This window comes from Hymenobacter sp. YIM 151500-1 (genome assembly GCF_025979885.1).
GTDB lineage: Bacteria > Bacteroidota > Bacteroidia > Cytophagales > Hymenobacteraceae > Hymenobacter.
The window spans coordinates 2437106-2463624 of sequence record NZ_CP110139.1 but is presented as its reverse complement, the minus strand read 5'-3'; the positions used below and the strand labels follow the sequence as shown (position 1 = coordinate 2463624).

21 protein-coding genes and 1 tRNA gene are annotated in these 26519 nt (G+C 60.9%); 15 read left to right on the top strand and 7 right to left on the bottom strand.

The annotated features are described in order from the left end of the window. Positions 1–112: 112 nt before the first annotated feature. Positions 113–1342: a PQQ-dependent sugar dehydrogenase gene (locus tag OIS53_RS10300; protein WP_264678485.1), complete on the top strand. Its 1230-nt coding sequence runs from the start codon at positions 113–115 to the stop codon at positions 1340–1342. A gap of 108 nt (positions 1343–1450) precedes the next feature. Here OIS53_RS10300 and OIS53_RS10295 read toward each other — a convergent pair whose 3' ends face one another. Beyond that, a complete protein-coding gene (locus tag OIS53_RS10295) occupies positions 1451–2989 on the bottom strand; it encodes a hypothetical protein (protein WP_264678484.1) in 1539 nt (512 codons plus the stop codon). A 426-nt stretch (positions 2990–3415) separates the two neighbouring features. On the opposite strand from OIS53_RS10295, the gene OIS53_RS10290 reads away from it, so the two are divergent. From OIS53_RS10290 to OIS53_RS10270, 5 genes are all read left to right on the top strand, one after another. Then, on the top strand, positions 3416–5296 hold the full coding sequence (locus OIS53_RS10290) for an ABC transporter ATP-binding protein (RefSeq protein ID WP_264678483.1): 1881 nt from the start codon (positions 3416–3418) through the stop codon (positions 5294–5296). Positions 5297–5334: 38 nt separating this feature from the next. After that, positions 5335–5562 (top strand): DUF433 domain-containing protein, encoded by a 228-nt coding sequence (locus OIS53_RS10285; RefSeq protein WP_264678482.1) that lies wholly within the window; start codon positions 5335–5337, stop codon positions 5560–5562. Beyond that, on the top strand, positions 5559–5912 hold the full coding sequence (locus OIS53_RS10280; protein ID WP_264678481.1) for a DUF5615 family PIN-like protein: 354 nt from the start codon (positions 5559–5561) through the stop codon (positions 5910–5912). Before OIS53_RS10285 ends, OIS53_RS10280 begins: the two co-directional genes overlap by 4 nt. A 31-nt stretch (positions 5913–5943) precedes the next feature. Continuing rightward, positions 5944–6420, top strand: a complete 477-nt coding sequence (locus OIS53_RS10275) for a GNAT family N-acetyltransferase (RefSeq protein ID WP_264678480.1) — start codon at positions 5944–5946, stop codon at positions 6418–6420. Between the two features lie 199 nt (positions 6421–6619). Continuing rightward, positions 6620–7228, top strand: coding sequence for a DUF4136 domain-containing protein (locus OIS53_RS10270; RefSeq protein WP_264678479.1), 609 nt, complete (start codon positions 6620–6622; stop codon positions 7226–7228). A gap of 56 nt (positions 7229–7284) precedes the next feature. Here the strand turns inward: OIS53_RS10270 and OIS53_RS10265 are convergent, their stop codons facing one another. After that, a complete protein-coding gene (locus OIS53_RS10265; protein ID WP_264678478.1) occupies positions 7285–7794 on the bottom strand; it encodes a redoxin domain-containing protein in 510 nt (169 codons plus the stop codon). Positions 7795–8098: 304 nt separating this feature from the next. On the opposite strand from OIS53_RS10265, the gene OIS53_RS10260 reads away from it, so the two are divergent. The 3 genes from OIS53_RS10260 to OIS53_RS10250 all read left to right on the top strand — a co-directional run bounded on the left by OIS53_RS10260 (position 8099) and on the right by OIS53_RS10250 (position 12621). Further along, complete coding sequence (locus OIS53_RS10260) at positions 8099–9037, top strand: hypothetical protein (RefSeq protein WP_264678477.1); 939 nt, start codon at positions 8099–8101, stop codon at positions 9035–9037. 309 nt (positions 9038–9346) lie between these two features. Further along, positions 9347–10402, top strand: coding sequence for an MJ1255/VC2487 family glycosyltransferase (locus tag OIS53_RS10255; protein ID WP_264678476.1), 1056 nt, complete (start codon positions 9347–9349; stop codon positions 10400–10402). 233 nt (positions 10403–10635) lie between these two features. Then, the gene (locus OIS53_RS10250; protein WP_264678475.1) at positions 10636–12621 is read left to right on the top strand and encodes a peptidylprolyl isomerase; all 1986 of its coding nucleotides are present in this window, start codon (positions 10636–10638) and stop codon (positions 12619–12621) included. A 64-nt stretch (positions 12622–12685) separates the two neighbouring features. Here OIS53_RS10250 and OIS53_RS10245 read toward each other — a convergent pair whose 3' ends face one another. Next, entirely contained in the window at positions 12686–13027 is a 342-nt protein-coding gene (locus tag OIS53_RS10245; protein ID WP_264678474.1) for a cupin domain-containing protein, read from the bottom strand. Between the two features lie 184 nt (positions 13028–13211). Between OIS53_RS10245 and OIS53_RS10240 the strand changes: the two genes are divergently transcribed. Beyond that, positions 13212–14042 (top strand): serine O-acetyltransferase, encoded by an 831-nt coding sequence (locus tag OIS53_RS10240; RefSeq protein ID WP_264678473.1) that lies wholly within the window; start codon positions 13212–13214, stop codon positions 14040–14042. 114 nt (positions 14043–14156) lie between these two features. Beyond that, complete coding sequence (cysK, locus tag OIS53_RS10235; protein WP_264678472.1) at positions 14157–15077, top strand: cysteine synthase A; 921 nt, start codon at positions 14157–14159, stop codon at positions 15075–15077. Positions 15078–15281: 204 nt separating this feature from the next. On the opposite strand, the gene OIS53_RS10230 is transcribed toward cysK, so the two are convergent. The 3 genes from OIS53_RS10230 to OIS53_RS10220 all read right to left on the bottom strand — a co-directional run bounded on the left by OIS53_RS10230 (position 15282) and on the right by OIS53_RS10220 (position 19691). Next, a tRNA-Ala gene (locus OIS53_RS10230) sits at positions 15282–15355 on the bottom strand. A gap of 169 nt (positions 15356–15524) precedes the next feature. Continuing rightward, complete coding sequence (locus OIS53_RS10225; protein WP_264678471.1) at positions 15525–19016, bottom strand: TonB-dependent receptor; 3492 nt, start codon at positions 19014–19016, stop codon at positions 15525–15527. A gap of 150 nt (positions 19017–19166) precedes the next feature. After that, complete coding sequence (locus OIS53_RS10220; RefSeq protein ID WP_264678470.1) at positions 19167–19691, bottom strand: C40 family peptidase; 525 nt, start codon at positions 19689–19691, stop codon at positions 19167–19169. 201 nt (positions 19692–19892) lie between these two features. Here OIS53_RS10220 and OIS53_RS10215 point away from each other — a divergent pair, with 201 nt between their 5' ends. Then, positions 19893–21302 (top strand): FAD-binding oxidoreductase, encoded by a 1410-nt coding sequence (locus tag OIS53_RS10215; protein ID WP_264678469.1) that lies wholly within the window; start codon positions 19893–19895, stop codon positions 21300–21302. A gap of 175 nt (positions 21303–21477) precedes the next feature. Here OIS53_RS10215 and OIS53_RS10210 read toward each other — a convergent pair whose 3' ends face one another. After that, complete coding sequence (locus tag OIS53_RS10210) at positions 21478–22008, bottom strand: acyl-CoA-binding protein (protein WP_264678468.1); 531 nt, start codon at positions 22006–22008, stop codon at positions 21478–21480. Between the two features lie 128 nt (positions 22009–22136). On the opposite strand from OIS53_RS10210, the gene asnB reads away from it, so the two are divergent. The 3 genes from asnB (at position 22137) to OIS53_RS10195 (ending at position 26517) form a co-directional block, all read left to right on the top strand. Next, positions 22137–24041 carry an asparagine synthase (glutamine-hydrolyzing) gene (gene asnB / locus OIS53_RS10205; protein ID WP_264678467.1) on the top strand — a complete coding sequence of 635 codons (1905 nt, stop codon included), beginning with the start codon at positions 22137–22139 and terminating at the stop codon, positions 24039–24041. Positions 24042–24144: 103 nt separating this feature from the next. Continuing rightward, on the top strand, positions 24145–25518 hold the full coding sequence (locus tag OIS53_RS10200) for a UDP-glucose dehydrogenase family protein (RefSeq protein ID WP_264678466.1): 1374 nt from the start codon (positions 24145–24147) through the stop codon (positions 25516–25518). A 54-nt stretch (positions 25519–25572) separates the two neighbouring features. Then, positions 25573–26517 carry a UDP-glucuronic acid decarboxylase family protein gene (locus OIS53_RS10195; RefSeq protein WP_264678465.1) on the top strand — a complete coding sequence of 315 codons (945 nt, stop codon included), beginning with the start codon at positions 25573–25575 and terminating at the stop codon, positions 26515–26517. Positions 26518–26519: the final 2 nt, after the last annotated feature.

Below are 26519 nucleotides of genomic sequence, written 5' to 3'. Positions count from 1 at the left end.
CGGTCGGCGGCCTGGAGAGCAGCTCTGATAAAATAGCATGGTTAGGCTGAAGTAGCTGAACTGAACGCGGAGCAAGCCCGTAAACGCACTACTTCACCTAACCTTCTCCGCTATGAAAACCTGGCTGAAACTAGCTGTAGCCCTTACCGTCTCCACCGGCCTTGTCACGGGGTGCAGCAAGGATGACGACGAAGACGAAGACGTCTGGGAATCCATGATTCCTGAAACCGACAAGGAGCCTACCACCGCCGGAGTGCAGGGCTTCGTGTTCCGGCCGGCTCTGGCGCCGCCCTCCGCCGAAAACGTGCAGCAGCTGCGCGTGCCCGCCGGCTTTGCGGTCAACAAATTCGCCGAGGGGCTGGGTAAGCCGCGCATTTTAGCCGTGAGCAGCGCCGGCCACGTGTACTACTCCGACCGGGAAGCCGGCACGGTGACACTGCTCCAGGATACCAACGCCGATGGTGTTTCGGACCGCAAGCAGGTGGTGGCCAACATCCGCCAGGCCCACGGCCTGACCATCCACAATGGCAACCTCTACATTGTGGCGGTGCGCGAGCTGTACGTGGCCGGCATCAACATGGACGGCACGCTGCAAACGCCCCGTCAGCTGCTCAATAACCTCCCGGACGGTGGGCAGCACCCCAACCGCACCATAGCCTTCGGGCCCGACGGCAAGCTCTACATCACGGTGGGCAGCACCTGTAATTCCTGCCCCGAGCCCAACAAGGAAAACGCCACCATCCTGATTGCCGACGCCGATGGCACCAACCGGCGGATATTTGCCAAGGGCCTGCGCAACACCATCGGCTTTGGCTGGCACCCGACCACCAACGAGCTGTGGGGCATGGACCACGGCATCGACTGGCTGGGCGACGACGAGCAGAAAGAGGAGCTGAACAAGATTACGGCCGGCGCCAACTACGGCTGGCCTTACATCTACGGCGAAGGCAAGTACAACCCCTCCGACCGGCCCAAAGGCGACACCACCTACGCGCAGTACCTCAAGCTTACCACCCTGCCCACGCTCACCTACCAGGCCCACGCGGCGCCCATGGCCATGGCCTTCTACACGGCCACCCAGTTTCCGCAGGAGTACCGCAACGACGCCTTCGTAGCCATGCGCGGCTCCTGGAACCGCAGCACGCCCTCGGGCTACAAGGTGGTGCGGGTGCATTTTGAAAACGGCCAGCCTACCCGCTTCGATGACTTCCTGACGGGCTTTCTGGTGAACAACAACCGCTCCCAGTTTGCCCGCCTGGTGGGAGTAGCCGTAAACCGCGACGGGGCCCTACTTGTGTCGGACGACACCAATGGCGTAATCTACCGGGTGGCGTACCGCTAAACCCGACTGGTTTCTACCACGGCAACCGGCCAGCAGAAACGTACAGCGCGTTTTTGCTGGCCGGTTTTGGTTGCTGGCTTACGCTGAACCAGGAGAATGAACATCGGCTTACACGTCGTCATTTTCGCTGTTCTCGTCATCGTCCGGGGCCTCTACCGGATCCATAACCTCGTCCTGTTCAGCTGCGGGCGGCGCCTGAACAGGAACCGGCTCCGTGCTTTCGGGCTCGGCGGGCTCTGTTACTTCAGAATCCGACTGTTGCGTTTCGCCGGAAGACAGGTGGACGGTGTCGGGTTGAATGTCGAATAGGGTAGGAGCGGCGGTTTCCAGGTTTTCATTTTCAGTAACCGCTCTAGTCGCGGGCCGGGCCACTTTCTCAGCCACTGGGCGCCGCGCTAGTGGCAGCCGGCTCAGGCCCCACGTGCCAAGGGCACCCAATCCGCCGGCTACGGCCACCACCGCCGCCAGCCGGACCCACCGCAGCCGCCACGGTTGCGCGGTTGGCCGCTGCTGGAGCACTGGCGCAGATTGACGCAAACGTGGAGCCGTCCGAACCGGCGCGGAACCTGCCTGCGGCTCCGGGACCGGTGGGGCGGGCCGCGCCTGCAGCTGTTCAATCAGCTGCCCCAGCTGCTGAATACGGGCGTCCAGCTCCCGGTTGCGCGCCGCCGACTCGGCCCGCGCCGCCCGGATGGCTTCTTCCAGCGCCACCTTTTCGCGGGCTTCGCGGGCCAGTTGAGCTTGCAGGCGGGCCGTTTCGGGGGCCGCGGCCGAGGCGGCGGCCAGCTGCTGCCGCAGCTGGGCAATGGTGTGGTCACGCTCGGCCTCGCGGGCTTCCATAGCCTGGGTTTGCTGGCTGACTTCGGTGCGCACCTGCTGGCGCATCTGCTCCAGGCGCTGCTTTTCCTGCTGGCTGGCGGCTACAGCATCGGGGGCCGAGGTATAGGAGTCGTAAGGTGGGTCGGCGGGTACATCTTCGGCGCCGAGCCAGCGCCACACCTGCTGCGCTTTGTGGGCCCAGAAGCCTTGCGCGGTGCCGGGCGCTGGCTCTTCCGAAGAGGCGGCCCCCGCGTTGAGTTCTTGCTGCAAGCGGACCGCCCAGCGGCGCAGGTCTTCGGAGCCAAAAGCTACCTGTCCCTCCACGTGCTGCAAGCGGCGCGGCAGCTGCGGCAAGTGAGCCAGCAGCTGCAAATCGTCGGCGGCCGGGTGTACGCGCAGGTGCTTTTCCACCTCGGCCCCGAACGTGACGGGTTGCCCGAACACCACCAGGCCCGTAATGGCAGCTGCCGGGATGGGCGCCACCTCCGGCTGCCAGGCCAGCCAGGCCACCAGCGCCTCCCGTTGCCGCTGCCACCGCTGCAACGGGTTGTCGTTGGCAGGACCAAAGCCGGGGAGGGGCTGGCCGTCGAGCAGCCACGGGTCGGTGGTCAGGCGCGGAACCGTGAGCTGCCCACCGCCGGCCACCAGCAGCAGCACCGTAACGCCGTGCGGCAGCACTACCACCGCGTCAAGGGTTTCGCCGGCCACTTCCAGGTTGCCCAGCAGCAGGCCCTCCGTGCCAGCCGCCGCCAGCGTAGCATGCACCGCCTCGTAGTGAGCTTGCCGGGAAGCGTCGGGAAATGGGGCCTGGAGAATACTGGACAGCATAACGAAGCTGAAAACGAAAGCAAACTAGGTAAAAGTACGAGTTGAAAGGTGATGCGTGAATAAGTGAGTGAATGCGTGAATGAGTGAGTGATAAGTGAGTGAATGCGTGAATGAGTGAGTGGGTGAAGGTGGATGCACAGCCCCGGAGGGGCGGCATATCGGTAGCAAGCCAACATAGTTGTGTATATGAAGCCCCAGCGGGGCGACACATCGGTGTGCAGACGTCAAGTGTCGCCCCGCTAGGGCTCTGAACATACAGTACCCGCTGATTTCTACCGATATGCCGCCCCGCCGGGGCTGACCATCCACCTTCACCCATTCACGCATCTACTCATTCACTCATTCACTCATTCACTCATTCACTCAGCTCCCTGCCAAAACGGCTGCCTGCGTACTCCGGCGCGAAGTGTGCCGTATAGCTGGCCTATGGCTCGTTCTGACTCATTTTTCTCAACAATATCGGCCAAGCGGCCCCGGCCCGACGGCAAACCAGCCCTGACGGTGAAGGAGCGGTTTTCGGCTCTGCGTAACCTGCCGGAGTTTCTGCGCCTCATTTGGCAGACCAGCCCGGCCCTGACCTTGGGCAACGTAGCCCTGCGCCTGCTGCGGGCGGCCCTGCCGGTGGCCATGCTCTACGTGGCCCAGCTTATCCTGGACTCGGTGCTGGCGCTAAGCCGGCAGCCGGCCGAAGCACGGGAGCTGACGCCGGTGCTGACCTTGGTAGCCCTGGAGTTCGGCCTGGCCATCCTCTCTGATGCCCTGGGCCGCGGCGTGGCCCTGCTCGACTCGCTGCTCGGCGACTTGTTTGCCAACCAAACTTCGGTGCGCCTCATGCAGCACGCCGCCGAGCTGGACCTCGACCAGTTCGAGGACTCGGCCTTTTACGACAAGCTGGAGCGGGCCCGCCGCCAGACCCTCTCGCGCACGGTGCTCATGGCCCAGGTGCTCAGCCAAGCCCAGGACACGATTACGATGGTGTTTCTGGCCGTGGGCCTGGCCGCCTTCAACCCCTGGCTGCTGGGGCTGCTGCTGGTGGCGGTGGTGCCGGCCTTCCTGGGCGAGTCGCACTTCAATGAACGCAGCTACTCGCTGGTGCACGGCTGGACGCCCGAGCGGCGGGAGCTGGACTACCTCCGCCAAACCGGTGCCTCCGACGAAACGGCCAAGGAAGTGAAGATTTTCGGGCTGTCGGGCTTTTTGATTGAGCGGTTCCGCACCTTATCTGACGAGTTCTACCAGAAAAACAAAGACCTGGTGATTCGGCGGGCGGGCTGGGGCACGTTTTTCGCGGCCGTAGGGGCAGCGGGCTACTACGCGGCCTACGTCTATATCATCAGCCAAGCCGTGCGCGGGCAGATTTCCATTGGTCAGCTCACGTTTCTGGCCGGCTCCTTTGCCCGCATGCGCGGCTTGCTCGAAGGCATTCTGAGCCGCTTCAGCTCGGTGGCCGAGGGCGCTTTGTACTTGCAGGACTTCTTTGATTTCTTCCACCTCCAGCCCCGCATTGTGCGGCCGGCGGCGGGGCGGGCAGTGCGGCCGTTTCCGCGGCCCATCCGGCAGGGCTTTACGTTTGAAAACGTAGGCTTTCAGTATCGCAACGCCGGCAAGTGGGCCCTGCGCCACCTCAACTTCACGCTGCAAGCCGGCGAAAAGCTGGCCCTGGTAGGCGAAAACGGCGCCGGCAAAACCACCCTGGTCAAGCTGCTGGCCCGCCTCTACGACCCCACCGAGGGCCGCATCCTGCTCGACGGCCACGACCTGCGCGAGTACGACCCGGCCGAGCTGCGCCAGGAAATCGGGGTGATTTTTCAGGACTTCGTGCGCTTTCAGCTGCCGGCCGGCCACAACCTGGCCGTGGGCCGCATTGAGGAAAAGGAAAACCAGCCCCGCATCGAACAAGCCGCCGCCCTGAGCCTCGCCGATTCCGTCATTGCCAAGCTGCCCGAGGGCTACAGCCAGATGATTGGCCGCCGCTTCAACGGGGGCGTGGACCTGAGCGGGGGCGAGTGGCAGAAAATTGCCCTGGGCCGCGCCTACATGCGCGACGCCCAGCTGCTCATCCTCGACGAGCCCACCGCCGCCCTCGACGCCCGCGCCGAGTACGAGGTGTTCCAGCGCTTCAAGGACCTCACTCAAGGCAAAACCGCCATCCTCATCAGCCACCGCTTCAGCACCGTGCGCATGGCCGACCGGATTCTGGTGATTGAGAACGGCCAATTCGTGGAAATCGGCAGCCACGAGGAGCTGCTGGCCCGCGGCGGCCGCTACGCCGAGCTGTTCCAGTTGCAAGCCGCCGGGTACCGGTAGTTTCGTATTTTTCGCTGACGCTTTAGTATCCTCCTGCCATGGATTCTGCCCGCATTACCGTTCAGTCCGACATTTGCCACGGCAAGCCCTGCATTCGCGGGATGCGCTACCCGGTGTCGTTGATTCTGGATTTATTGGCCGCTGGCATGAGTCACGCCGAAATTCTGGCCGATTATCCGGCTCTGGAAGAGGCTGATATTCGTGCCTGCCTGGCGTATGGTGCCCGGTTGAGCGACCTGAAAACCCTGCCCTACGCCGCTTCGTGAAGTTCCTCGTCGATGCCCAGCTGCCAGCTCGGGTGGCGCATCTGCTGCGGTACAAGGGGCTGGACTGCCTGCATACCGACGACTTGCCGCAGCGTGACAGGACAACTGATACGGAGCTACGCCAGTTAGCTGTCGCAACCGGGCGCATCATCATCACAAAAGATGCTGACTTCCTGCACAGCTACCTGGTAAGCCGACAGCCGAGCCGTTTGCTGCTGATTACAACCGGTAATATCGGCAACACGGAATTGTTGCAACTGCTCACCGAACGACTACCGGCTATTGTAGAGTTGTTTGCAGAACACAACTTGGTTGAGTTGAACCAGCACCTGCTTATTCCTCGGGAATAATTGTCAGGAAAGCCCTTGGCTTTGGTAGCGTATGATTCAGGAATATTTGTTTCAAAAACAACTCTCGCCCGATGTCCCTACCTGGCAGCCAGTAGTCGAGCTGCTGGCCGCGGCCCTGGAAACTTCCGCCGCCGACGTGGCCCAGGACCTGCGCTACCAGCAGCAGCGTCAGCCGGTGCAGGCGTGGCTGGCCGTGGCTGAGGGGCAGGTGGTGGGCTGCAAGCTGGGCTACGAGCGGCAGCCGGGCCACTACTACAGCTGGCTGGGTGGGGTGCATCCCGACTTTCAGGGGCGGGGCATTGCCGCTGAGCTGATGCGCCGGCAACACGCCTGGTGCCGGCAGCAGGGCTACCAGCGCATCCGCACCCACACGTTCAACCGCTGGCGGGCCATGCTCCTGCTCAACCTCCGCCACGGCTTCGACATTATCGGGACGATGCAAAGCCCGCGCGGCCTGACTATCGTACTGGAGAAAGAACTACCGCCCGATGCGGTGAAAGAAAAATAGACATGCGCGCTTCGTGCAGCTGGTTACGCTTCCGAAAGCAGCAGACCACTCGTAGAGTAGCTGTAACGCAGATTTTACTGATAAGAGGAAAATTCCTATATATATAAGGAAAGTAAAGATTATAATTTTTTAAGGTAGGTAGCAGCCGATAAGCCTTGGGGGTTTCGTATTTTAGGAGGTACGCCAAACCCGAGTGCCAATGAAACTGAGTGTTACCCACCTGGCCGGCTATGCGCTGGCTTTGTCGTTATGCGGCTGTTTCGCCGCGCGTGAGGCCCGTGTCGAGTCCGATTACAGCTATGCTGGGCAGTTTCGGCGCTACCGCACCTATGAGTTTGTGACCGGCCAGGGACTGACAGCCGACACCAGCCGCCTAGGCGAAGCCGTGCGCGACGCCATCCGCACCCGCCTGAAAGTCCAGGGCTACCGCCCGGCCCGCCGCAACCCCGACCTGCTCGTGAACTTCCGGCTATTTGAGGGCGACATGCGCTTCCGCGGCTACATGCAGCAGGACTTCACCAAGTGGGTAAACAATGGCTACGCCGAGGACGACGAAACGCCAAAGGAAGCCCGCCAAGGCTACGAGCCCGTCCGGATGCTGCTCACCGAAGGCACGCTGCTTATCACTCTCATCGACAGCAAAACCAACCGGGCCGTGTGGAACGGCTACGCTTCGGGCGTGAGCATTCCGCAAGGCAACCAGGCTGAAATCATCTTGCGGCGCTCCGTGCGCTCCATCTTCGACCAGTACCACGTGTTTACGGAAGGCTACCTGCAAGGCGGCTCCGGCGAGGCCGTGGAACGCTGAGCCTTGTAGTGAGTGGTTGCCCGGCCGCTGGCCTCGTTGTGGCGTCAGGGCGTGCTCTATAGGTTGATGTAGCAGCCCACCGCCTCGGTGCGGGGCTGGGCTACGGGCTGGCCGGCCAGCACGGCGGTCAGGGCGTCGCGCAGCTCGTGGTGCTGCACCACGGTGCGGCGCTGGCCCAGGCGGGCGTAGCTGTCGTCGATGCGGCCCTGGTACAGCACGCGGCCATCGGGGGCCGTTACCACCACTTCCGGCGTAATGCGCGCCCCAAAGCGGCGGACCAGCTGCTGGCGCTGGTCGAGGCGAAGTGGGAAGGGCAGGGGGTAATGCTTCTGAAACAGCACCAGGTCGGCCGGGCGCAGCTGCTCTTCCGGAAACACGCCCACAAACTCCACGCCCCGCGTCGCGAAGGAGGCGTGCAGCTGACGCAGCGTCGGCGTGGCGGCCTGGCAGATGGGGCAGGTGTCGGATAGAAATATGTACACCGTAGCCTTGGCAGCCCCAGCCGGTAGGTGGGCTGCCGCGCTCAGCAGTAAGGCCAGCGTCAGCAAACAAAGAAAACGCAACATAGGCAGCAAAACAGGCACCGCAGAGCACTACGGGTTGCCTCAGGCAAGGTACGGCTCCTGCCTGAGCATCCGCCACCTGAACAGAGCCTTCGAGCAAAACGTTTGCGCGCAGCGCCAAGGCATGAAAGTCCCGGCGCCCTCCGCGCCGGCTCCTGCGTGTTCTGCGGAAAATTCGTCCTCAACAGGAAGTCAAGGTAAGGCAGCTCACTCCCCGGAAGCCCGGCCGCCGGCAGGCCGCGCGGCTACTTTCCGTACTTTCGGCCCGGTTTTGGCCCACCGCCTTCCGTCTTCTTCTCGTTTTGTTATGCTCCTGCTTTCCTTTTTTCGTGCTGCGGTGCGCCTGACGGCTGCGGCGGCTTTACTTACCGCTGCCTCTTGCACCGCTCCGCGCGCCATTGTGAGCACGGGCAAAGTGACGCCCCGCGGCGAGTTTCGAGCCGGCGGCAACCTGGCCTTCAACCTGCCCACCGAAACCATCGGCAAAACAGGCTCGGCCCTGCTGAAAGCGGCTGAGGAAGCCGCCAACAAGGACACCGTCCGCTATAACCAAACCATCGAGCGGCTGCAAACGGCCGCCCTGGCCTACGCCCTCGACCCCGTGCGGCCGGCCTCCGACCTGTACATCCGCTACGGGGTCATCAACCGGCTCGACGTGGGCTACAAGTATGCGTTTGGCTCGCACGTGTTCGATGCCATGTACCAGTTTCTGGGTCCTACCGGCACGCCCGAAAACCCCGGCGGCCAGCCCGGTGCCACCTACGGCAGCATCGGCCTGCAATACGCTACGCAGCGGGCCAAGCTGCCCAATATTCCGTTTCTGGATGACGTGAACAGCGTGCTGGGCTTCCGGGCCAGCCGCCACGATTTGCTCGTGCCGCTGGTGTTCAGCCAGTCGCTGGGGGCGGAGGAGGAAATCGGGGCCATTTCTTACGGAGTGGTGTACGCGCACAGCTTTTTGCGCTACGGGTTCCAGCCCCGCAACCTCTACAACGGCCCCGGTAGCGGCTTCGTCAACGACCGGGTGCCGGAGCTGGGCACCACCCGCCAGAACTTCAGCTCGTTCGGCGCTTTCTTTAATGCCAAGCTGGGCTACCGCTACGCCTACTTCATTCCCGCCCTATCGGTGTACTACCAAAACTACGGGGAGTATCAACTCCTGAACAACAAAACCGCTAAGCTCAGCGGCCTCACCTTCATTCCCAGCCTAGGCCTGCAATTCCGCATCCCCACCGCGCGGCGGTAGATGAATGAGTGAATGAGTGAATGAGTAAATGAGTAAATGAGTAAATGAGTAAATGAGTAAATGAGTGAATGAGTGGATGGGTGCAGACATAGCCCCGGAGGGCGACATATCGGTAGAAATCAGCAGGTACTGTATGTTCAAAGCCCCAGCAGGGCGACACAACCGTTCAACGATGGGTGTCGCCCTGCTGGGGCTTTCGGTTCTTTTACCTCGACCTTTGCTATCGATATGTCGCCCCTCCGAGGCTATATCTGCACCCATCCACTCATTCACTCATCCACTCATTCACTCATTTATTCATTCACCCAGATGAACATCCTCTACGGAGTACCCGGCGAAGGGCTGGGGCACGCTACCCGCAGCAAAGTCGTTATCGGCCACCTGCTCAGCCAGGGGCACAACGTGCAGGTGGTCAGCAGCTCCCGGGCCTACCAGCTGCTGGCGGCCAACTTTCCGGGGCGGGTGCACGAGATTCGCGGGTTTCACCTGGCATATAAGCAGCTTACCGTGTCGAAGTCGCGCACGGCGGCCCTTACCCTGCGCACGGCCCCGGAAAACCTGCAAGTCAACTTCCGCAAGTACCGGGAGCTGCTCGGCAGCTTCGCGCCCGACGCAGTGATTTCCGACTTTGAATCGTTCAGCTTTTTGTTTGCCAAGCTGAAAAGGCTGCCCGTCATCAGCATCGACAACATGCAGATACTCAGCCGGGCCCAGCTCGATGTGGCCGTGCCGCCCCAGGAACGCGGCAACCTTAGCCTGGCCCGCCAGATTGTGCGCGCCAAGCTGCCCGGCAGCCACCATTACCTGGTTACCACCTTCTTCCGGCTGCCCTTGCTCAAGGAGCGCACCACCCTGGTGCCGCCCATTATTCGTCCCGAAATTCTGGCCCAGACGCCCACCCGCGGCCAGCACGTGCTCGTGTACCAGTCGGCCACCACGCAAAAGGACCTGGTGGCGCTGCTGCAGCAGCTGCCGGGGCAGGAGTTTCGGGTGTACGGCTTCAACCGCGAAGAGGACCACGGCAACGTGCAGCTGCGGGCCTTCAGTGAGCAAGGCTTCATCCAGGACCTGGCCAGTGCCCAGGCCGTCGTCACCAACGGTGGCTTTTCCCTGATCAGCGAGGCCGTGTACCTGCACAAGCCCATCTGCGCCGTGCCTATTCCGGCTCAGTTCGAGCAGTTTCTGAATGCCGCCGAAGTCGAGAAGCTGGGCTACGGCCGCCACTTCAGCGCCCTTACCCCCGACCACCTCAAAGCCTTCCTCTACGACCTTTCCGGCTTCGACCAGGCCCTCACCACCTACCAGCAAGCCGGCAACGAAGAGCTGTTTGCTGCGCTGGGTAGCGTGTTGGCGGGGATAGGGTAAATGGGAAGAATGTGGTTGAATGTGCGAGAATGTGAAAAATGTGTCGTTGTGAGTACAACGCGGGACCTGCTCACGTGAAAACGAGATGGCAGGATAGGCATTTCAGGTGCCAGTCATTTTGCAGTAGCACGGTCCTGCGTTGCACTCAGAGTAACACATTTCCTCAGCTACTCACATTTCTCACATTCTCGCCCATTCAACCACATTCCCATAGTGCCTAACTTAGGGCAACCATGACCAACCACGCTTTGTACCGCGCGGCGACGGTGGCGGCCGTAGTGGGGTGTGCGGGGCTGGGAGCCTGTGCTTCGCGCCCGGTGGCTTCCACGGTAGCGCCGGCTTCCAATGTCTTTGCCACCGACTCTGTTCTGCGCCGCATTGCCACGGTGCAGGACGAGCGCCGCACCGCCGCTCTGCTGCCCTACCTGAGCCGGCCCGAGGGCACGTACCGCCGCGCCGCCGCCGAAGCCCTGGCCTCGGTGCAGGACAAAACCGCCACGCCAGCCCTGGCCGCGCGCCTGCCCGATGCTGATGCCGCCGTGCGCCGGGCTGCCGCCTACGCCCTGGGCCAAACCGCCGACTCCACCGCCGAAGCGGCCCTGCAACAACGCGTTGCAACCGAACCTGACGCCGTGGTGCGCCGCTACGTGCTGGAAGCCCTGGGCCGCTGCACCTCCCGCGCCGGCCTGGGCACGCTGGTGCGCCTGCCTGCTGCCCTGGCCGCCGACACGGCCGCCCTCAGCGGCCAGGCCTGGGGCCTGTACCGCGCTGGCCTGCGGGGCCTGACCTCGGAAGCTGCGGTAAGCCGGCTGGTGCAGCTGCTGGCTCCGGCCAACCCCATCAGTGCCCGGCTGGCCGCTGCCAACGCCTTGGCCCGCACCCGCGGCCTCAACCTGGCGCCTTACGCCGCCGCCGTGAGCAGCGCCGCTCAGTCCGATGCCTCATACACCGTGCGCAGTGCGGCGGCCGGCGCCCTCGGCAAAGCAGCCGAAGCACCAGCAGTGCCGGCCGTGCTAGCCACCCTGGCCCGCCGCGACGCCGACTATCGAGTACGGGTGAGTGCCTTGCGCGCCATGAATGCCGCCATGTACGCCCCGGTGAAGGAAGCCGCCTGGGCGGCCCTTACCGATGCCCACGACCAGGTTGCGCTGGCCGCCGCCGAGTTCTTCCTGGCTCACGCCACCAACGAGCCGGGCACGCTGTTTCTGGAAAAAGCCAACAAGCTGGTGCCGTGGCGGGTGCGGGCTACGCTGCTGGCCGCTGCCCTGCGCCAGCCTGGTCCCGAGCGGGCCGCCATCCGGCAGGCCATCCAGGAGCGGTACGCCGCCATTCCCGACGTGTACGAGCGGGGCTACTTATTGAAAGCCCTGGCCGAAGACCCAGACGCCTTTGAATTTGTCCTGCAAACCACCTTCGCGCCCCAGCAGAGCGTGGTGGTAGGCACCTACGGCATGGAAGCCCTGGTGACGATGCGCCAGCAGAAAGACTTTCCGGAAAGCCGCTACCCCGATGTGGCGCTGGCCCTGCGGCGGGGCGTGCTCAGCGGCGACGTAGCCAAGATGGGCATTGCCGCCGAAGCCATCCGGGACCCCAAGCTCGACCTGCGCCGCCTGCTGCCCAACCCCGATTTCCTGGTGCGGGCCCGCGACCAGCTCACCTTGCCTCGCGACGTGGAGGCCTGGCAGTCCTTACAGCAAACCATCGACTTCCTGCAAAACCGCCCGGCCACCCCCGCGCCCGTTGCCCAAGCGGCCACGCACCCCATCAACTGGGACATGGTGACCAGCATCCCGGCCGGGCAGCGCGCCGTCATTCAGACCAGCAAGGGGCGCATCATCCTGCATCTGCTGGTGGAGCAGGCTCCCGGCTCAGTGGCTAGCTTCGTGGAGCTGACGCGCCAGGGCTTTTACAACGGCAAGAACTTCCACCGCGTCGTGCCCAACTTCGTGGCCCAGGGCGGCTGCCCCCGTGGCGACGGCTGGGGCAGCTCCGACTACAACCTGCGCTCCGAATTCGCCGACCTGCGCTACACCGAAGGGGCCGTGGGCCTGGCCTCGGCTGGCAAAGACACCGAGAGCTGCCAGTGGTTTATCACCCACGCCCCCACACCCCACCTCGACGGCCGCTACACCATTTTCGCCCAGGTAGTCGAAGGCATGGACGTCGTCAGCCGCCTCGGCATCGGTGACAAAATTGAGCGGATAGAGCTGGTAAAATAAATACCCGTGCCATTCCGACCGCCGGGAGGAATGGCACGGGTTAGCATTAACGGCGTATGGAAGCCTAGTTCTCGGAGCGGCCGTGCACCTGGGCCGGGGGAGTAGTGGCTTCTACCGCCGTGAATGACTCCAGGATTTTGTACGTATGGCTGGCGCCTTTGGGCACCACCCAGGAGTTGCCGGGTTCCAGCAGCACCATCTGCCCTTCGATGTGCAGCTCGGCGCGGCCCTGAATTACGTAGCCCACCGTTTCATACGGACGGGCCGAAGGCTCTTTAGCCTCGCTGGGCTGCTCATTCTCCCAGAGGCGCATCGAGACGTGGATGCCGGAAGCCAGGTATTTTTCGCCCTCGGGGCCTTTGGGCGAGTTGCGGGAGTCGATTTTGGTAACGGTGGTGTCGGCCATGGGGCAGAGAGAAGGTTAGGTGGAAAGAATGCAGGCAGCCAAAGCCGCCGAGTTGCCTAACGGTGGGAAGAGGGGAGGGGTTACTTTGCCGTTCTCCGCCAAACCTTCGGGCGCCGGCGTGGTTTGGAAAAACTGCATCGGCTGTATCTTCCGGCCGCGGGCTGTCCTGCTAGTTGCCATTGCTATGTCTTCTGCCGATTTTCTGCACGACCTCACCCAGGCCCACCGCTCCACGGCGGCTCCCCTGCCCGCAGCAGCCTTCTGCCACTTGGCCGAGCAGCTCCTGGACCTGCTGTTTCCCGAGCGGGCCGAGCGTCCTTTGCGCGACGCCGACGCCGTAGCCGCCACGCTGCGCCAGCTTGAGGACGACCTCACCGCGCTGCTGCGCCTCGTGCCTCTGTCGCGCCCCGCCGCCGATGTAGCCGCCGAACTGTGGGATGCCCTGCCCGACCTGCGCCAGCTTCTGCTCCAGGATGCCGCCGCCATTGTGGCCGCCGACCCGGCCGCCCAGGGCCTGGCCGAAGTAGTAAGCACCTACCCTGGCTTCTACGCCATTGCCTTGCACCGCTTCGCCCACGGCCTGCACCAGCGCGGTGTGCCCCGCGTGCCCCGCATGCTGAGCGAGTACGCCCACCAGCGCACCGGCATCGACATCCACCCCGGCGCCCGTATCGGACCCTCGTTCTGCATCGACCACGGCACGGGCCTGGTTATCGGCGAAACCTGCGTAATTGGGGCCCACGTCAAGATTTTTCAAGGCGTAACGCTCGGCGCACTCAGCGTAGCCAAGCACCTGCAGGGCATCAAGCGCCACCCCACCATCGAAGACCACGTGGTGATTTACGCTGGCGCTACTATTTTGGGTGGCAGCACCACCGTGGGCAGCCACAGCATCATCGGGGGCAACGTGTGGCTCACGGAAAGCGTCCCGTCCCACTCCCGCGTCTACCACCGCGCCCACATCCACGTCACCCGCTCCGAAGACCCCGCTGAGGATATTATGTTCTCTATTTAGAAGTGAGACAGTGAGACAGTGAGAAGTGAGACTTTTGAGTTGACAATTGCGCCTCAACAACCTTCGCACATTCACTAAGTCTCTAAACCCCCAAGACCCTAAGACCCCAAGCACATGAAAGCCACCACCATTCTGGACACCATCGGCAACACCCCGCTGCTGCGCCTCAACCGCCTGTTTGCCCACCGCCCCGACGTGGAGGTGTGGGTGAAGCTGGAGCGCGCCAACCCCGGCGGCAGCATCAAGGACCGGATTGCCCTAAGCATGATTGAGCAGGCCGAGCAGGACGGCATCCTTGGCCCCGACAGCCTGATTGTGGAGCCTACCTCCGGCAACACCGGCGTGGGCCTGGCCATGGTAGCGGCCGTAAAAGGCTACCGGCTCACGCTGGTCATGCCCGAGAGCATGAGCATTGAGCGCCGCCGTCTCATGGCCGCCTACGGCGCCAACCTGGAGCTGACGCCCCGCGAGAAAGGCATGAAAGGCGCCATCGAAAAAGCTCACGAAATCGTGCGCGACACGCCCGGTGCCTGGATGCCCATGCAGTTCAGCAACCCCGCCAATATCAAGGTGCACGCCGAAACCACCGCCCAGGAAATCCTGCGCGACGCTCCCGAGGGCTTCGACTTCCACATCACGGGCGTGGGCACCGGCGGCCACATCACGGCCGTTACGGAAGTGCTCAAGCCCCTTTTTCCCGACATGAAAACCTTTGCCGTGGAGCCCGAACTGTCTCCGGTCATCAGCGGCGGCGCCCCCGGCCCGCACCCCATCCAGGGCATCGGCGCCGGCTTCGTCCCCGACAACCTGCATCGTGAAGTCCTCGACGGCGTTATCCAGATCAGCCAGCAGGAAGCCTTCGACATGGCCCGCCGCGCCGCCCGCGAGGAAGGCTTGTTCATCGGCGTCTCATCCGGCGCTTCCCTGGCCGCCGTGGCCCGCAAGCTCCCCGAGGTGCCGGAAGGAAGCCGCATCCTCACCTTCTGCTACGACACCGGCGAGCGGTACTTGTCGGTAGAAGGCTTGTTCGTCTGAACCGCGGATTGAGGCGGATTTACCGGATTACACGGATTTTGTGGCCGATTAACAGAAAACGAGCTTGCTCCAGGGCAAGCTCGTTTTCTGATGGGCTAGTACTTCCATTATACTTCTGCTTCGCAGCTTGGGCCTCTGTGGTAAAAGCGCATGGGCGTATAACCGGAAAAAAGAAAAGCCCAACCATGTGGTTGGGCTTTGTAGTGGAGAATATCGGAGTCGAACCGATGACCTCTTGCATGCCATGCAAGCGCTCTAGCCAGCTGAGCTAATCCCCCAGGTTGTAGTTCTCATTCGCCGGCTGCGTTTGAGTGTGACAAAAGTACGGCGTGTTTTTGAATCTGCAAGTAGAAAGGCGAAAATAACGTAAGTTTTTTCGATTCGGTAAACCAAAAAAAGTGGGCTGGCACTACTGCCAGCCCACTTTTCGAAAGATAAACCGTTGGCTTAGTTGAAGATGTAGCGCACCCCAACCTGAGCCTGCCAACGCGAACCAATGGTGGTCACGTTGTCGCGGAAGGTGCGGCTTAGCGGCACGGCCGGCGTTACGGTGCCGTCGGTAGCGCGGGTGGGGTTGGTCAGGTAGGGGAAGGTGAAAGCAGGCTGGCCTTGAGCAGTGTAGCCGCTGAAGTTGAGGACACCGCTGTTACGGTTGGTAGCCTGGATGGTACCCCATTCCGAGTTCAGCAAGTTGCCCACGTTGAAGATGTCGAGGCTCAGCTGCAGCGTGTGGCGGTTTGTCTCGTTGTAGAAGATGTCCTGAATCAGCTTCAGGTCCACTTGGTGCAGCCAGGGAAACTCACCACCATTGCGCTCAGCATACTCACCGCGACGGTTACGCAGATACTCGTCTTGATTGATATAGGCATCCAAGTCGGCGTACTGCTGGTCGGCCGTGTACGTGTATTGTTGGGGTGTGCCCGCGAAGAAGGTGAGGTCGCGCAGAATAATCTCGCCCCGGTTGCGCGGAATGTAGATCAGGTCGTTGTTGCCACCGGCCCCGTCGCCGTTCACGTCGCCACCGTAGAGGTAGCTGAAGCGGCCCTGCGGAGCACCCGTGTAGAACACCGACAGCGTCGTGCCCAGGTGATTGAAGTACTCACGGCGGTAAGAGCCTACGGTTACTATCCGGTGACGCTGCAGGAAGTTGGCGTAGCTTAGCACGTTGGCGTTGGGGTCGCCCGATACCGGACGGTCGCGCCACTGCGACTGGGCAATTGAGCCGCCATCGTTTACAGTACGGGCATCAGTGTAGGTGTACGCCAAGCTAGCGAACAGGCCACTGTCAAAGCTTTTCTGTAGCTGGCCGGTTACGGCGTAGGAGTAGCCCTTGTTGGTGTTCTTCAGCAGAATAGCATCTGTGATGTTGGGGTTGGCAGCCGTAGCGCCACCCTGACCGCTATAGATGCGGTTATTGGAAATCAGGCTTTGGCGAGCGTTAGCACCAGTGCCCACGGGAGCTACCGTGTACAGACCAGCGTTGTTGCCGGTTGTATTAAGAGCGCCGAAGGTGTAGAAGATCGGGCGGTTGTCCGGGCCGTTAGCCCGAGCAAACGGAGCGGACTCGCTACCCGGCAGGTTCACGTTTTGCAGGTATACAGCGTTCAGGTCGCGGGTGTAGAAGCCTTCCAAGGTAGCAACAATACCACCGGGCAACTCCTGGTCTACAGCCAGGTTGGTGCGCCATACCTGCGGGAACTTGAAGTCCCGGTCGGTTACTGCCAGGTTATACTGCGTGTTGGCAGCGCGGCTGGCCGGAACATAAGCACTCACGTCTGTGCGGAACGGATAATTGCCAATACCTGTCGCAGCGTTGTTGGCGAAAATGCTGCCGAACAGCACCCCGTTGTTGCTAGCCTGGTTGGAAATCCACACAAAAGGCACACGGCCGGTAAAGACCCCGGTACCACCACGCAGCTGCGTTTTCTTGTCATCGTTCACGTCCCAATTGAAGCCAACACGGGGCGAGAAAAGCACGCGAGAGTTGGGTAGCTGGCCCGTGTTGATGCGCACCCCATCCCGGAAGGTCAGGTTAGCGGCATTCTGGTTTTGCTCCACATCCGACGAGATGATGGGTAAGTCGCCGCGCACGCCTACGGTCACGCGCAGGTTGCTGAAGGGCGTATATTCGTCCTGAACGTACAAGCCCAGCTGGGTGGCCTCGATGCGGGCGTAGGGGAACTCACCGTCCGCATTGGCGGCGTATTGTAGCTGAAACTGCGAAGGCAGAGCACGGGCAGTACCGGCCCCCAGCGGCGTCAAGGCGTTGGTTGTGCGGTCGTAGGCAAAACCGTTGGCGCTGTAGAAGTCCTCCAGCGAGTTGAAGCGGAACAGGCCGTTGTAGTTGGGCGCAAAACCGTTGCGGAAACGGTAGTGCTCGTTATAAGTGCCCACGGTTACGTTGTGCTTACCCAAAAAGGCCGTGAAGTTGTCACCGAACTGATACACATCGGTGTCCAGCAGGTTGCCGGCCGTGAAAGGCTCGAAGCCAAACGAAGTTAGCGTCTGGTTCACGTTCTGACCGGGCGCCCCGTTGCCGATTTCCACGAAGGGAAAAATGGAAGGCGAAGCGGCAACGCGGAAGTCACGGAAAGCTGTGTAGCCTACGGTCAGGTTGTTCGAGAAGCGCGTGCCGAAGGTGCTGTTCAGCTCAGCAATGTACGAGTCAAGGTTGTTGTTGATTTCGTAGTAAGCCGATTGAAAGGGCAGGCCAAACTGCGTGCCTGAGCGTGAGGTGATGGCGCCACTGTTGCTCGGCGGCACATCAGCCAGCGAGCGGAGCAGGTTGTACTTCACGTTTAGCCGGTGGTTCTGGCTGATGTTCCAGTCGATACGGGCGGTAACCTTGTCGCTATTTTGGCGCTGGCTGTAGCCCTGGTAGGGGCCCGGATTGTAGTTAAACTGCATTTGCAGGAAGTTGCTGAGGGTATTCAACTGAGCCTCGCTTACCTGCGAAACGCTGGTGCCGTTGGCCGGCAGGTCGGTGCGGCTGGCTATGAAGTTGCCGGACGGCGGGTCGGTGCGACGCTCCCGCTCCCCGTTCAGGAAGAAGAATACTTTATCCTTGATGACTGGACCGCCGACGCGGAAACCGTAGTTCTGCAGGCGAAAGTCGGTAATTGCCACTTCCTGGTCGCCCACTCTGCGGCCGAGGAAAAACTCCCGCTGGTTACGGTTGAAAAAATACACTGAGCCAGTTACCTGGTTCGAACCGGCACGGGTAATAGCATTGATGCCAGCCCCGGTGAAGGAGCCCTGACGCACGTCGTACGGGGCCAGGCTTACCTGAATTTGCTCAATAGCGTCGATGGAAATAGGCTGGGCATTCGTTTGGCCCCCTACCGAGCCTGACAAGCCAAAGGCGTTGTTGAAGACGGCACCATCAACGGTGAAGTTGTTGAAGCTGGCGCTACGGCCGCCGATGTTTAGACCATTGGCCTGCGGTGTTAAACGCGTGAAGTCAGCAAAAGAGCGGTTCAGCGTGGGCAGGCGCTCGATTTGCTCACGTTGTACCGTAGTAGCCGCCCCCGTACGGCCGGAGTTGATAATCGGGTCCTGGCGGCCCGTAACGGTTACGCCGGCCAGTTCTGTAGTAGCTTCGCTCAGGTTGATGTCTACCCGCTGGTTCTGGCCCAGAGTCAGGAAGATGTTTTCCCGAACGGCTTCCTGGTAGCCTACGAACGTAACGCGAATGGTATAAGGCCCACCCACGCGCATGTTCTGGATGTTGAAACGGCCTTCCGAGTTGGTCGGCGCCACGTACTGGGTGTTCGTGGGGTTATGCACGGCAATTACAGTTGCTCCAGGCAACCCTTCCCCCGACTTGTCGGTAATAATACCGTTCATAGCCGAGGTTGTAGTACCCTGCGCCCAGCTGAGCTGGGCTGACAAGGCCGCCACGGGCACTAGAGCCACTGAAGCGTAAAAACTGCGTCTCATAAAGTGGGGGGATTGGTGAAAAAAGGTTGCAAAAGGGTTTGCGAAAAAGCGGCGCAAAATTACAGCCCGTCCTACCGGGTCTGTATTATGCTTATGTTATGAAATTGACCACCTTGCGGCTGTTTTCGGCCGCAAAGGTAAGGGGGAAATTCACAATCTTGGGCGTACTGCTTTGATGAATCGACTTAAATAATAGTCGGTTTCCAAGGCATTCTCCACCACTCCTAACGAGCTAGAAGAGTGGATGAACTGCACGCTCTCCGGCGTAGCTTCCGTTATGAGCCCCACGTGCGTAATCGTGGAGCTGCCGGGCGAGGCCCCGAAAAATACCAAATCACCGGGGCGTAAATCCTGGGGGCGCACCGGCTCTCCCCAGGCTGCCTGCTCGTTGCTGGAGCGCGGAATGCTGATGTTGACTGCCGCAAAAGATTGTTGTAACAAGCCGGAGCAGTCCATGCCCAGGCGGGTAGTACCGCCAAACTTGTAGGGCGTGCCCTCGAAAGAGCGGGCCGCCTCGATTACCATGGCTACGCTAGCGGGCGTGCCCGCCGGCAAGGGGCGGCGCGCCGCTGCCGGGCGCTTGGTAACTACCTTGCTTTTGCCTGCCGAAGTAGCCAGCTTACTTTTGGCCTTGGTGCGGGCCACGGTGCCGCCCCGGCGGTCGGCAGCTTTCATGCGCGCTATGTCCCGGGCCGAGTGGTACCGGCCGTTTCGGTAGTTGACTTTTCGGGTGCTGCCGCATGACGACAGCCACCCCAGCATAGCAACCAGCAGCAGCAGCCCCAGCCGGCCCCACTGCGCCGAATGCCGTACCTTCGTACTATGTTCCCGCATCGGAACAAAGATAAACAGCTCAGCTATTTCCCTCATCTATATATGGACTTTCAAGTGGTAACTCCTGAGGTGGTGGCGGCTTTTGAAGCCATCGTCGGCCCGGCGCACGTACTCACGGCTCAGCACGCCGAAGCCGACGTGTACGCCGGCTACGGCCGCGACCATACCGAGGACCTGCACTTCGCCCCCGACGTAGTGGTACGCCCCGCCAACGCCGAGGAAATCAGCCGGATTGTGCGCCTGTGCCACGAGCACCGTATTCCCATCACGCCGCGGGGAGCCGGCACGGGCCTGTCGGGGGGCGCGCTGCCCATGCACCAGGGCGTGGTACTGAGCACCGAGCGTCTCAACCGGATTCTGAACATCGACACGCGCAATTTGCAGGCCACCGTGGAGCCCGGCGTGGTAAATGAGGTGTTTCAGAATGCAGTGAAGGAAGTAGGCCTGTTTTACCCGCCCGACCCGGCCAGCAAGGGCAGCTGCTTCCTGGGTGGCAACCTGGCCCACAGCAGCGGCGGCCCCAAAGCCGTGAAATACGGCACCACCCGTGACTACGTGCTGAATCTGGAGGTGGTGCTGCCCACCGGCGACATCATCTGGACCGCCGCCAACACCCTGAAGAACTCCACCGGCTACAACCTCACCCAGCTCATGGTAGGCTCGGAGGGGACATTGGGCATTATCACCAAAGTGGTGTTCCGCCTGCTGCCGTATCCGCAGCAGAACATCCTGATGCTCGTGCCCTTCCGGCGCGAAGACCAGGCCGCCGAGGCCGTATCGGCGGTGTTCCGGGCGGGCGTGGTGCCCTCAGGTATGGAGTTCATGGAGCGTGAGGCCATTGTGTGGTCGTCGGACTACCTCAACATTCCGCTCACCCTGCCCGACGACATTCAGGCCCACCTGCTCATTGAACTCGACGGCCAGGACCTCGACCAACTCTACAAAGAAGCCGAGCAGGTGTACGCCGTGCTGGAAGGCTATGATGTGGGCGAAATACTGCTGGCCGACACCGCGGCGCAGAAAGACGAGCTGTGGAAAATCCGGCGCAACATCGGCAATGCCGTCCGCTACAACTCAGTGTACAAAGAAGAGGATACCGTGGTTCCCCGCGCCGAGCTACCTACTTTGCTGCAGGGCGTGAAAGCCCTGGGCCGGCAGTATGGCTTCAAGAGCGTGTGCTACGGCCACGCCGGCGACGGCAACCTGCACGTCAACATTATCCGCGGCGACCTGGACGACGATATGTGGCACCGCGGCTTGCAAGAACCCATCAAAGAGCTGTTCCGGCTGTGCGTGCAGCTGGGCGGCACTATCAGCGGGGAGCACGGCATTGGGCTGGTGCAAAAGCCCTACATCGGCATTGCCTTGGGCGAAACTCAACTCCAACTGATGCGGGGCATCAAGCGCGTGTTCGACCCGCACGGTATTATGAATCCGGGCAAGATCTTTTAAATCACAGATTATGAAGATTATATGGACTGCACGGATGCAGTTTAGCTTCCCTTCAACAACCATCAACAGTAAAGGCCACTTCCCGCGGGAAGTGGCCTTTACTGTTGACGAATCTGCCTAGATAGACGAATCCGTAAAACCCGATAAATTCATCTAAATCCGTTAAATCCGCGGTTTAGCTTTGGTCGCCCTTCAGTTTGTCCTCGCCGCCGTAGGGGGCGCCGGCCGTAATATCACCCCGCAGACCACCCTGCGACACGCCGGGTTGCGTACCGGGTTGTTGTGAAAGAGTGGTGTTGTCATCGGCCTGCACTTCCGGCCCGGAGGCAGCATCGGCGCCGCCCACCTGCGAGGCCGTGGCTGGCTGGCCGTTGCCGGTGATGATGGTGGGCTGCTCACCCACGGGGCCGGTTAGTTCATTTACCTTCTGAATGTACTGGCGCTTGGCATCGTCCTCGCTCACACCTTTAAACTTGCTCCACGAGTCCCACTGGGCCTGCGACATGCCGGCGTAGCCGCTGGGGTTGGAGGGTGAGTCGTCGCCAACCACGTCTTTTTCGGTGTCATGGTCGCCCTCGGTGGCCTGCTTGTAGAGGCCGTACAGCTCCGTCATGTGGGCCGCGGCTTTGTCGCCGGGCAGGTTGTCGACGCGGGCCACAGCGGCTTCAAATTCCTGTTGTAGGTTCATTTGGTCTTGCAGATTCATAAGGCAGAGAGTAGGGGCAGAATGAAAAGTTTCTCCCGGTTGTACTAACGTGGCACGGCTTTGGTTGCGGGCGCGGCCCCGAGTTTTTAGGAATCCAAGTCCTGATAGTTCGTACTTTTGCCGGCCGTATGTGTGGAATTTCCGGAGTATTCGCTTTTACCGACGCAGGCCGCGATTCGCTGGCCTTTCTGCGCGCCTCAACCGACGCCATTATCAGCCGGGGCCCCGACTCCCAGGGGCATTTTGTATTTGACCGGTGCGGACTGGGCTTTCGGCGCCTGGCCATTCTGGACCTGACCGCCGACGGCAACCAGCCCATGACCGACGAGTCGGGGCGCTACACCATCGTCTTCAACGGCGAAATCTTCAACTATAAGGAGCTGCGCCAGAAGCTCATTAACCGCGGCCACCGCTTCCACTCCCAAACCGACACGGAGGTGGTGCTGCACCTGTACATGGCCGAGGGCCGCAACTTCCTCAAGAAACTGAACGGCTTCTTCGACTTCGCCATTTACGACCGGGAAGAGGACTCCATGTTTCTGGCCCGCGACCGGATGGGGGAGAAGCCCCTGCTCGTATACCGCGACGAAGACAAGTTTCTGTTTGCCTCCGAGATGAAGGCGCTGCTGGCCCTGGGCGTACCGCGCAAGCTCGACTACGTGGCCCTGAGCCACTATTTGCAGCTCAACTACATTCCGGGTCCGGCCACCATTTTCAAGGGCGTAAAGAAAGTGCTGCCCGGCCACTACCTCTATCTTAAAGGCAAGAAGGTGGTGCGCAAGCGGTGGTACAAGATTCCGTACGACCCCAAGAAGGTCGAGAAAAACAAGCTCACCTACGAGCAGCAGCAGAAGAAGCTGGTCGATATCCTGGACGAAGCCACCGCCCGCCGCCTCGTGGCCGATGTGCCCGTGGGCGCCTTCCTGAGCGGCGGCATCGACTCGTCGGTGATTGTGGCCTTGGCCTCGCGCCACACCCCGCACCTGAACACGTTCAGCATCGGCTACCGCGACGAGCCTTTCTTCGACGAAACCAAGTACGCCAAGCTCGTCGCCGACCGGTACAAAACCAACCATACAGTCTTTTCCCTGACCAACCAGGACCTCTACGACCACATTTTTGAGGTGCTGGACTACATCGACGAGCCTTTTGCTGATTCATCGGCGCTGGCCGTGTATATTCTCAGCAAGCGCACCCGCGAAAAAGCCACCGTAGCCCTGTCGGGCGACGGCGCCGACGAGCTGTTTGCCGGCTACAACAAGCACATGGGCGAGTTTCAGGTGCGCCAGGGTGGCTTCAAGGCCGAAGCCGTGACGGGCCTGAACCTGCTGTGGGACGTGCTGCCAAAGTCGCGCAACTCCTTCTTTGGCAACAAGGTGCGGCAGTTTCAGCGCTTCTCGCGTGGCATGCTCAGTGGGCCCAAAGACCGGTATTGGGACTGGGCCTCATTTGCCTCAGAGAAAGACGCCCGCGCTCTGCTCAGCCCCGCCGCCCGCCGCAAAGTAGGCAAGAAGCTGGCCGAGAAGCGCCGCCGCGACATCCTGGCCGACCTCCACGCCGACGGCGACCTGAACGAGGTGCTCCTAACCGACACCAAGCTGGTGCTGCCCTACGACATGCTCACCAAAGTGGACCTGATGAGCATGGCCTGCTCCCTGGAAGTGCGCCCGCCCTTCCTCGACCCCAACGTGGTGCGCTTTGCCTTCTCCCTGCCCGTGTCGAGCAAAATCGACGCAAACATGAAGAAGAAGATTGTGCAGGACGCTTTCCGGCCCATGCTCCCGGAGGAGCTGTACAAGCGTCCCAAGCACGGCTTCGAGGTGCCTCTGCTGAAGTGGTTTCGCGGGGAGCTTCGCCCGTTGATTGAAGACGACCTGCTCTCCGACGCCTTCATTGAAGCTCAGGGTGTTTTCGACGTGCAGGCCATCCGCGCCCTGAAAACCCAGCTTTTCTCGCGCAGCCCCGGCGACGTACACGCCCGCATCTGGGCCCTCATCGTGTTTCAGTGGTGGTGGAAGCGGCACATGAGTTAACTGAAAATTAAAAGTGAGGAATCAAAGAATGTCCATCATGAAAAATATGACACGACATTTCCAGCCACCTCATTTTTAACTCATATTTTTAATTGTCTTACAAATGAAAATAGCAGTAGTAGGCACCGGCTACGTGGGGTTGGTAACGGGAACGTGCTTTGCGGAGGTTGGTATTGATGTTACCTGCATTGATATCGACCAAAAGAAAATCGATAACCTGCGCCAAGGCATTTTGCCAATTTACGAGCCAGGCCTGGAGGAAATGGTTTCGCGCAACGTGGCGGCCAGCCGCCTGCATTTCTCGACTAATCTGAGCGAGGCTATTAGGGAATGCGACGTAGCATTTATTGCCGTGGGTACCCCTCCCGGCGAAGACGGCTCCGCTGACCTCAAGTACGTGCTGGCCGTAGCCCGTGGCATTGGCGAAAACATGACCAGCTATGGGGTAATTGTAACAAAAAGCACAGTACCCGTAGGCACAGCGGCCAAGGTGCGCAAGGAAATTGAAGATGCTCTGACCAAGCGTGGTGAGAACATCGAGTTTGACGTAGCCTCCAACCCCGAGTTCCTGAAAGAAGGCGCCGCCATCGACGACTTTCTCAAGCCCGACCGGATTGTGGTAGGGGTATCGTCGGAGCGGGCTGAGGAGGTGATGCGCAAGCTCTACAAGCCTTTCCTGCTCAACGGGCACCCCATCATCTTCATGGATATTCCGTCGGCGGAAATGACGAAATATGCGGCCAATTCTATGCTGGCCACCAAAATTTCGTTTATGAACGACATTGCCAACCTGTGCGAAATCATGGGCGCCGACGTGAACAAAGTGCGCTTGGGCATTGGCTCTGACGCCCGCATCGGCACCAAGTTCATCTACCCCGGCATCGGCTACGGCGGTTCGTGCTTCCCCAAGGATGTCAAGGCTCTCATCAAAACCGCCGCCGAAAACGGCTACCAGATGCAGGTACTGCAAGCTGTTGAGAGCGTGAACGAGGCTCAGAAAGAGGTGCTGTTCAATAAAGTGAAGAACCACTTCGGGGGCGACCTGCAAGGCAAGAAGCTGGCCGTGTGGGGCCTGTCGTTTAAGCCCAAAACCGACGACATGCGGGAGGCGCCCTCATTAGTCATCATTGAGAAGCTACTGGCCGAAGGCTGCACGGTATCAGCCTACGACCCCGTGGCGATGAAGGAAGCCAAGCATACCCTCGGCGACCGTATCACGTACGCCAAAGACCAGTTCGACGCGCTGATTGACGCTGATGCCCTGCTTGTTGTAACCGAGTGGCCCGAATTCCGGTCGCCTAACTTTGACGTGGTAGGCCGCTTGCTGAAGCAGAAAGTAATTTTTGACGGCCGCAACATTTACGACGCTCAGGAAATGCAGGAAGCCGGCTTTGCCTACCACTGCATTGGGGTGCGTACTGCTCACCAAGAGCCGGTTGAAGAGGCAAGTGTTAGGCAACAAGCCTCAAACCTCTAGAATTGATTCGTTACCCCTTGTAGCTTGCGGCTTAAAGCTAGCAGCTTAAAAAATATGGCTGAAAAAAAACGCGTACTCATTACTGGCGGAGCGGGCTTTCTGGGCTCCCATCTCTGCGACCGGTTTTTGGCGGAGGGCTACCACGTAGTAGCCATGGACAACCTAGTAACTGGGGACCTCAAAAACATCGAGCACCTGTTTAGCAAGGAAGACTTTGAATTCCATCACCATGATGTCTCGAAGTTTGTCTTCGTGCCGGGCAAGCTGGACTACATCCTGCATTTTGCCTCGCCGGCTTCGCCCATCGACTACCTTAAGATTCCTATTCAAACTCTAAAAGTAGGCTCGCTAGGCACCCATAACCTATTAGGCCTAGCCCGGGTAAAAGGTGCCCGCATGCTCATTGCTAGCACCTCGGAAGTGTACGGCGACCCGGAGGTGCATCCGCAGGTGGAGGAGTACTACGGCAACGTAAACCCCGTGGGCCCGCGCGGCTGCTACGACGAAGCCAAGCGTTTCCAGGAAGCCATCACCATGGCCTACCATAACCACCACGGCCTGGAAACCCGCATTGTTCGCATCTTCAACACCTACGGCCCCCGTATGCGCCTCAACGACGGACGTGTGCTGCCGGCCTTCCTGTCTCAGGCCCTGCGCGGCGAGAACCTGACCGTGTTCGGCGACGGTTCCCAGACCCGCTCTTTCTGCTACGTCGACGACCTGATTGAGGGTATTTACCGGCTGCTGCTGTCCGACTGCCACCTGCCCATCAACATCGGCAACCCTCAGGAAATCACCATTAAGGAGTTCGGCGAAGAAATTGCCCGCCTCACCGGCGTAGAGTTCAAGCCCGACTACCGCCCTCTGCCCGAAAACGACCCCATGAAGCGTCGCCCCGACATTACTAAGGCTAAAGAAATCCTGGGTTGGGAGCCGAAGGTAGACCGGGCCGAAGGCCTGCGTCGCACGCTGGAGTACTTCAAGGAGCACGTAAAATAAGT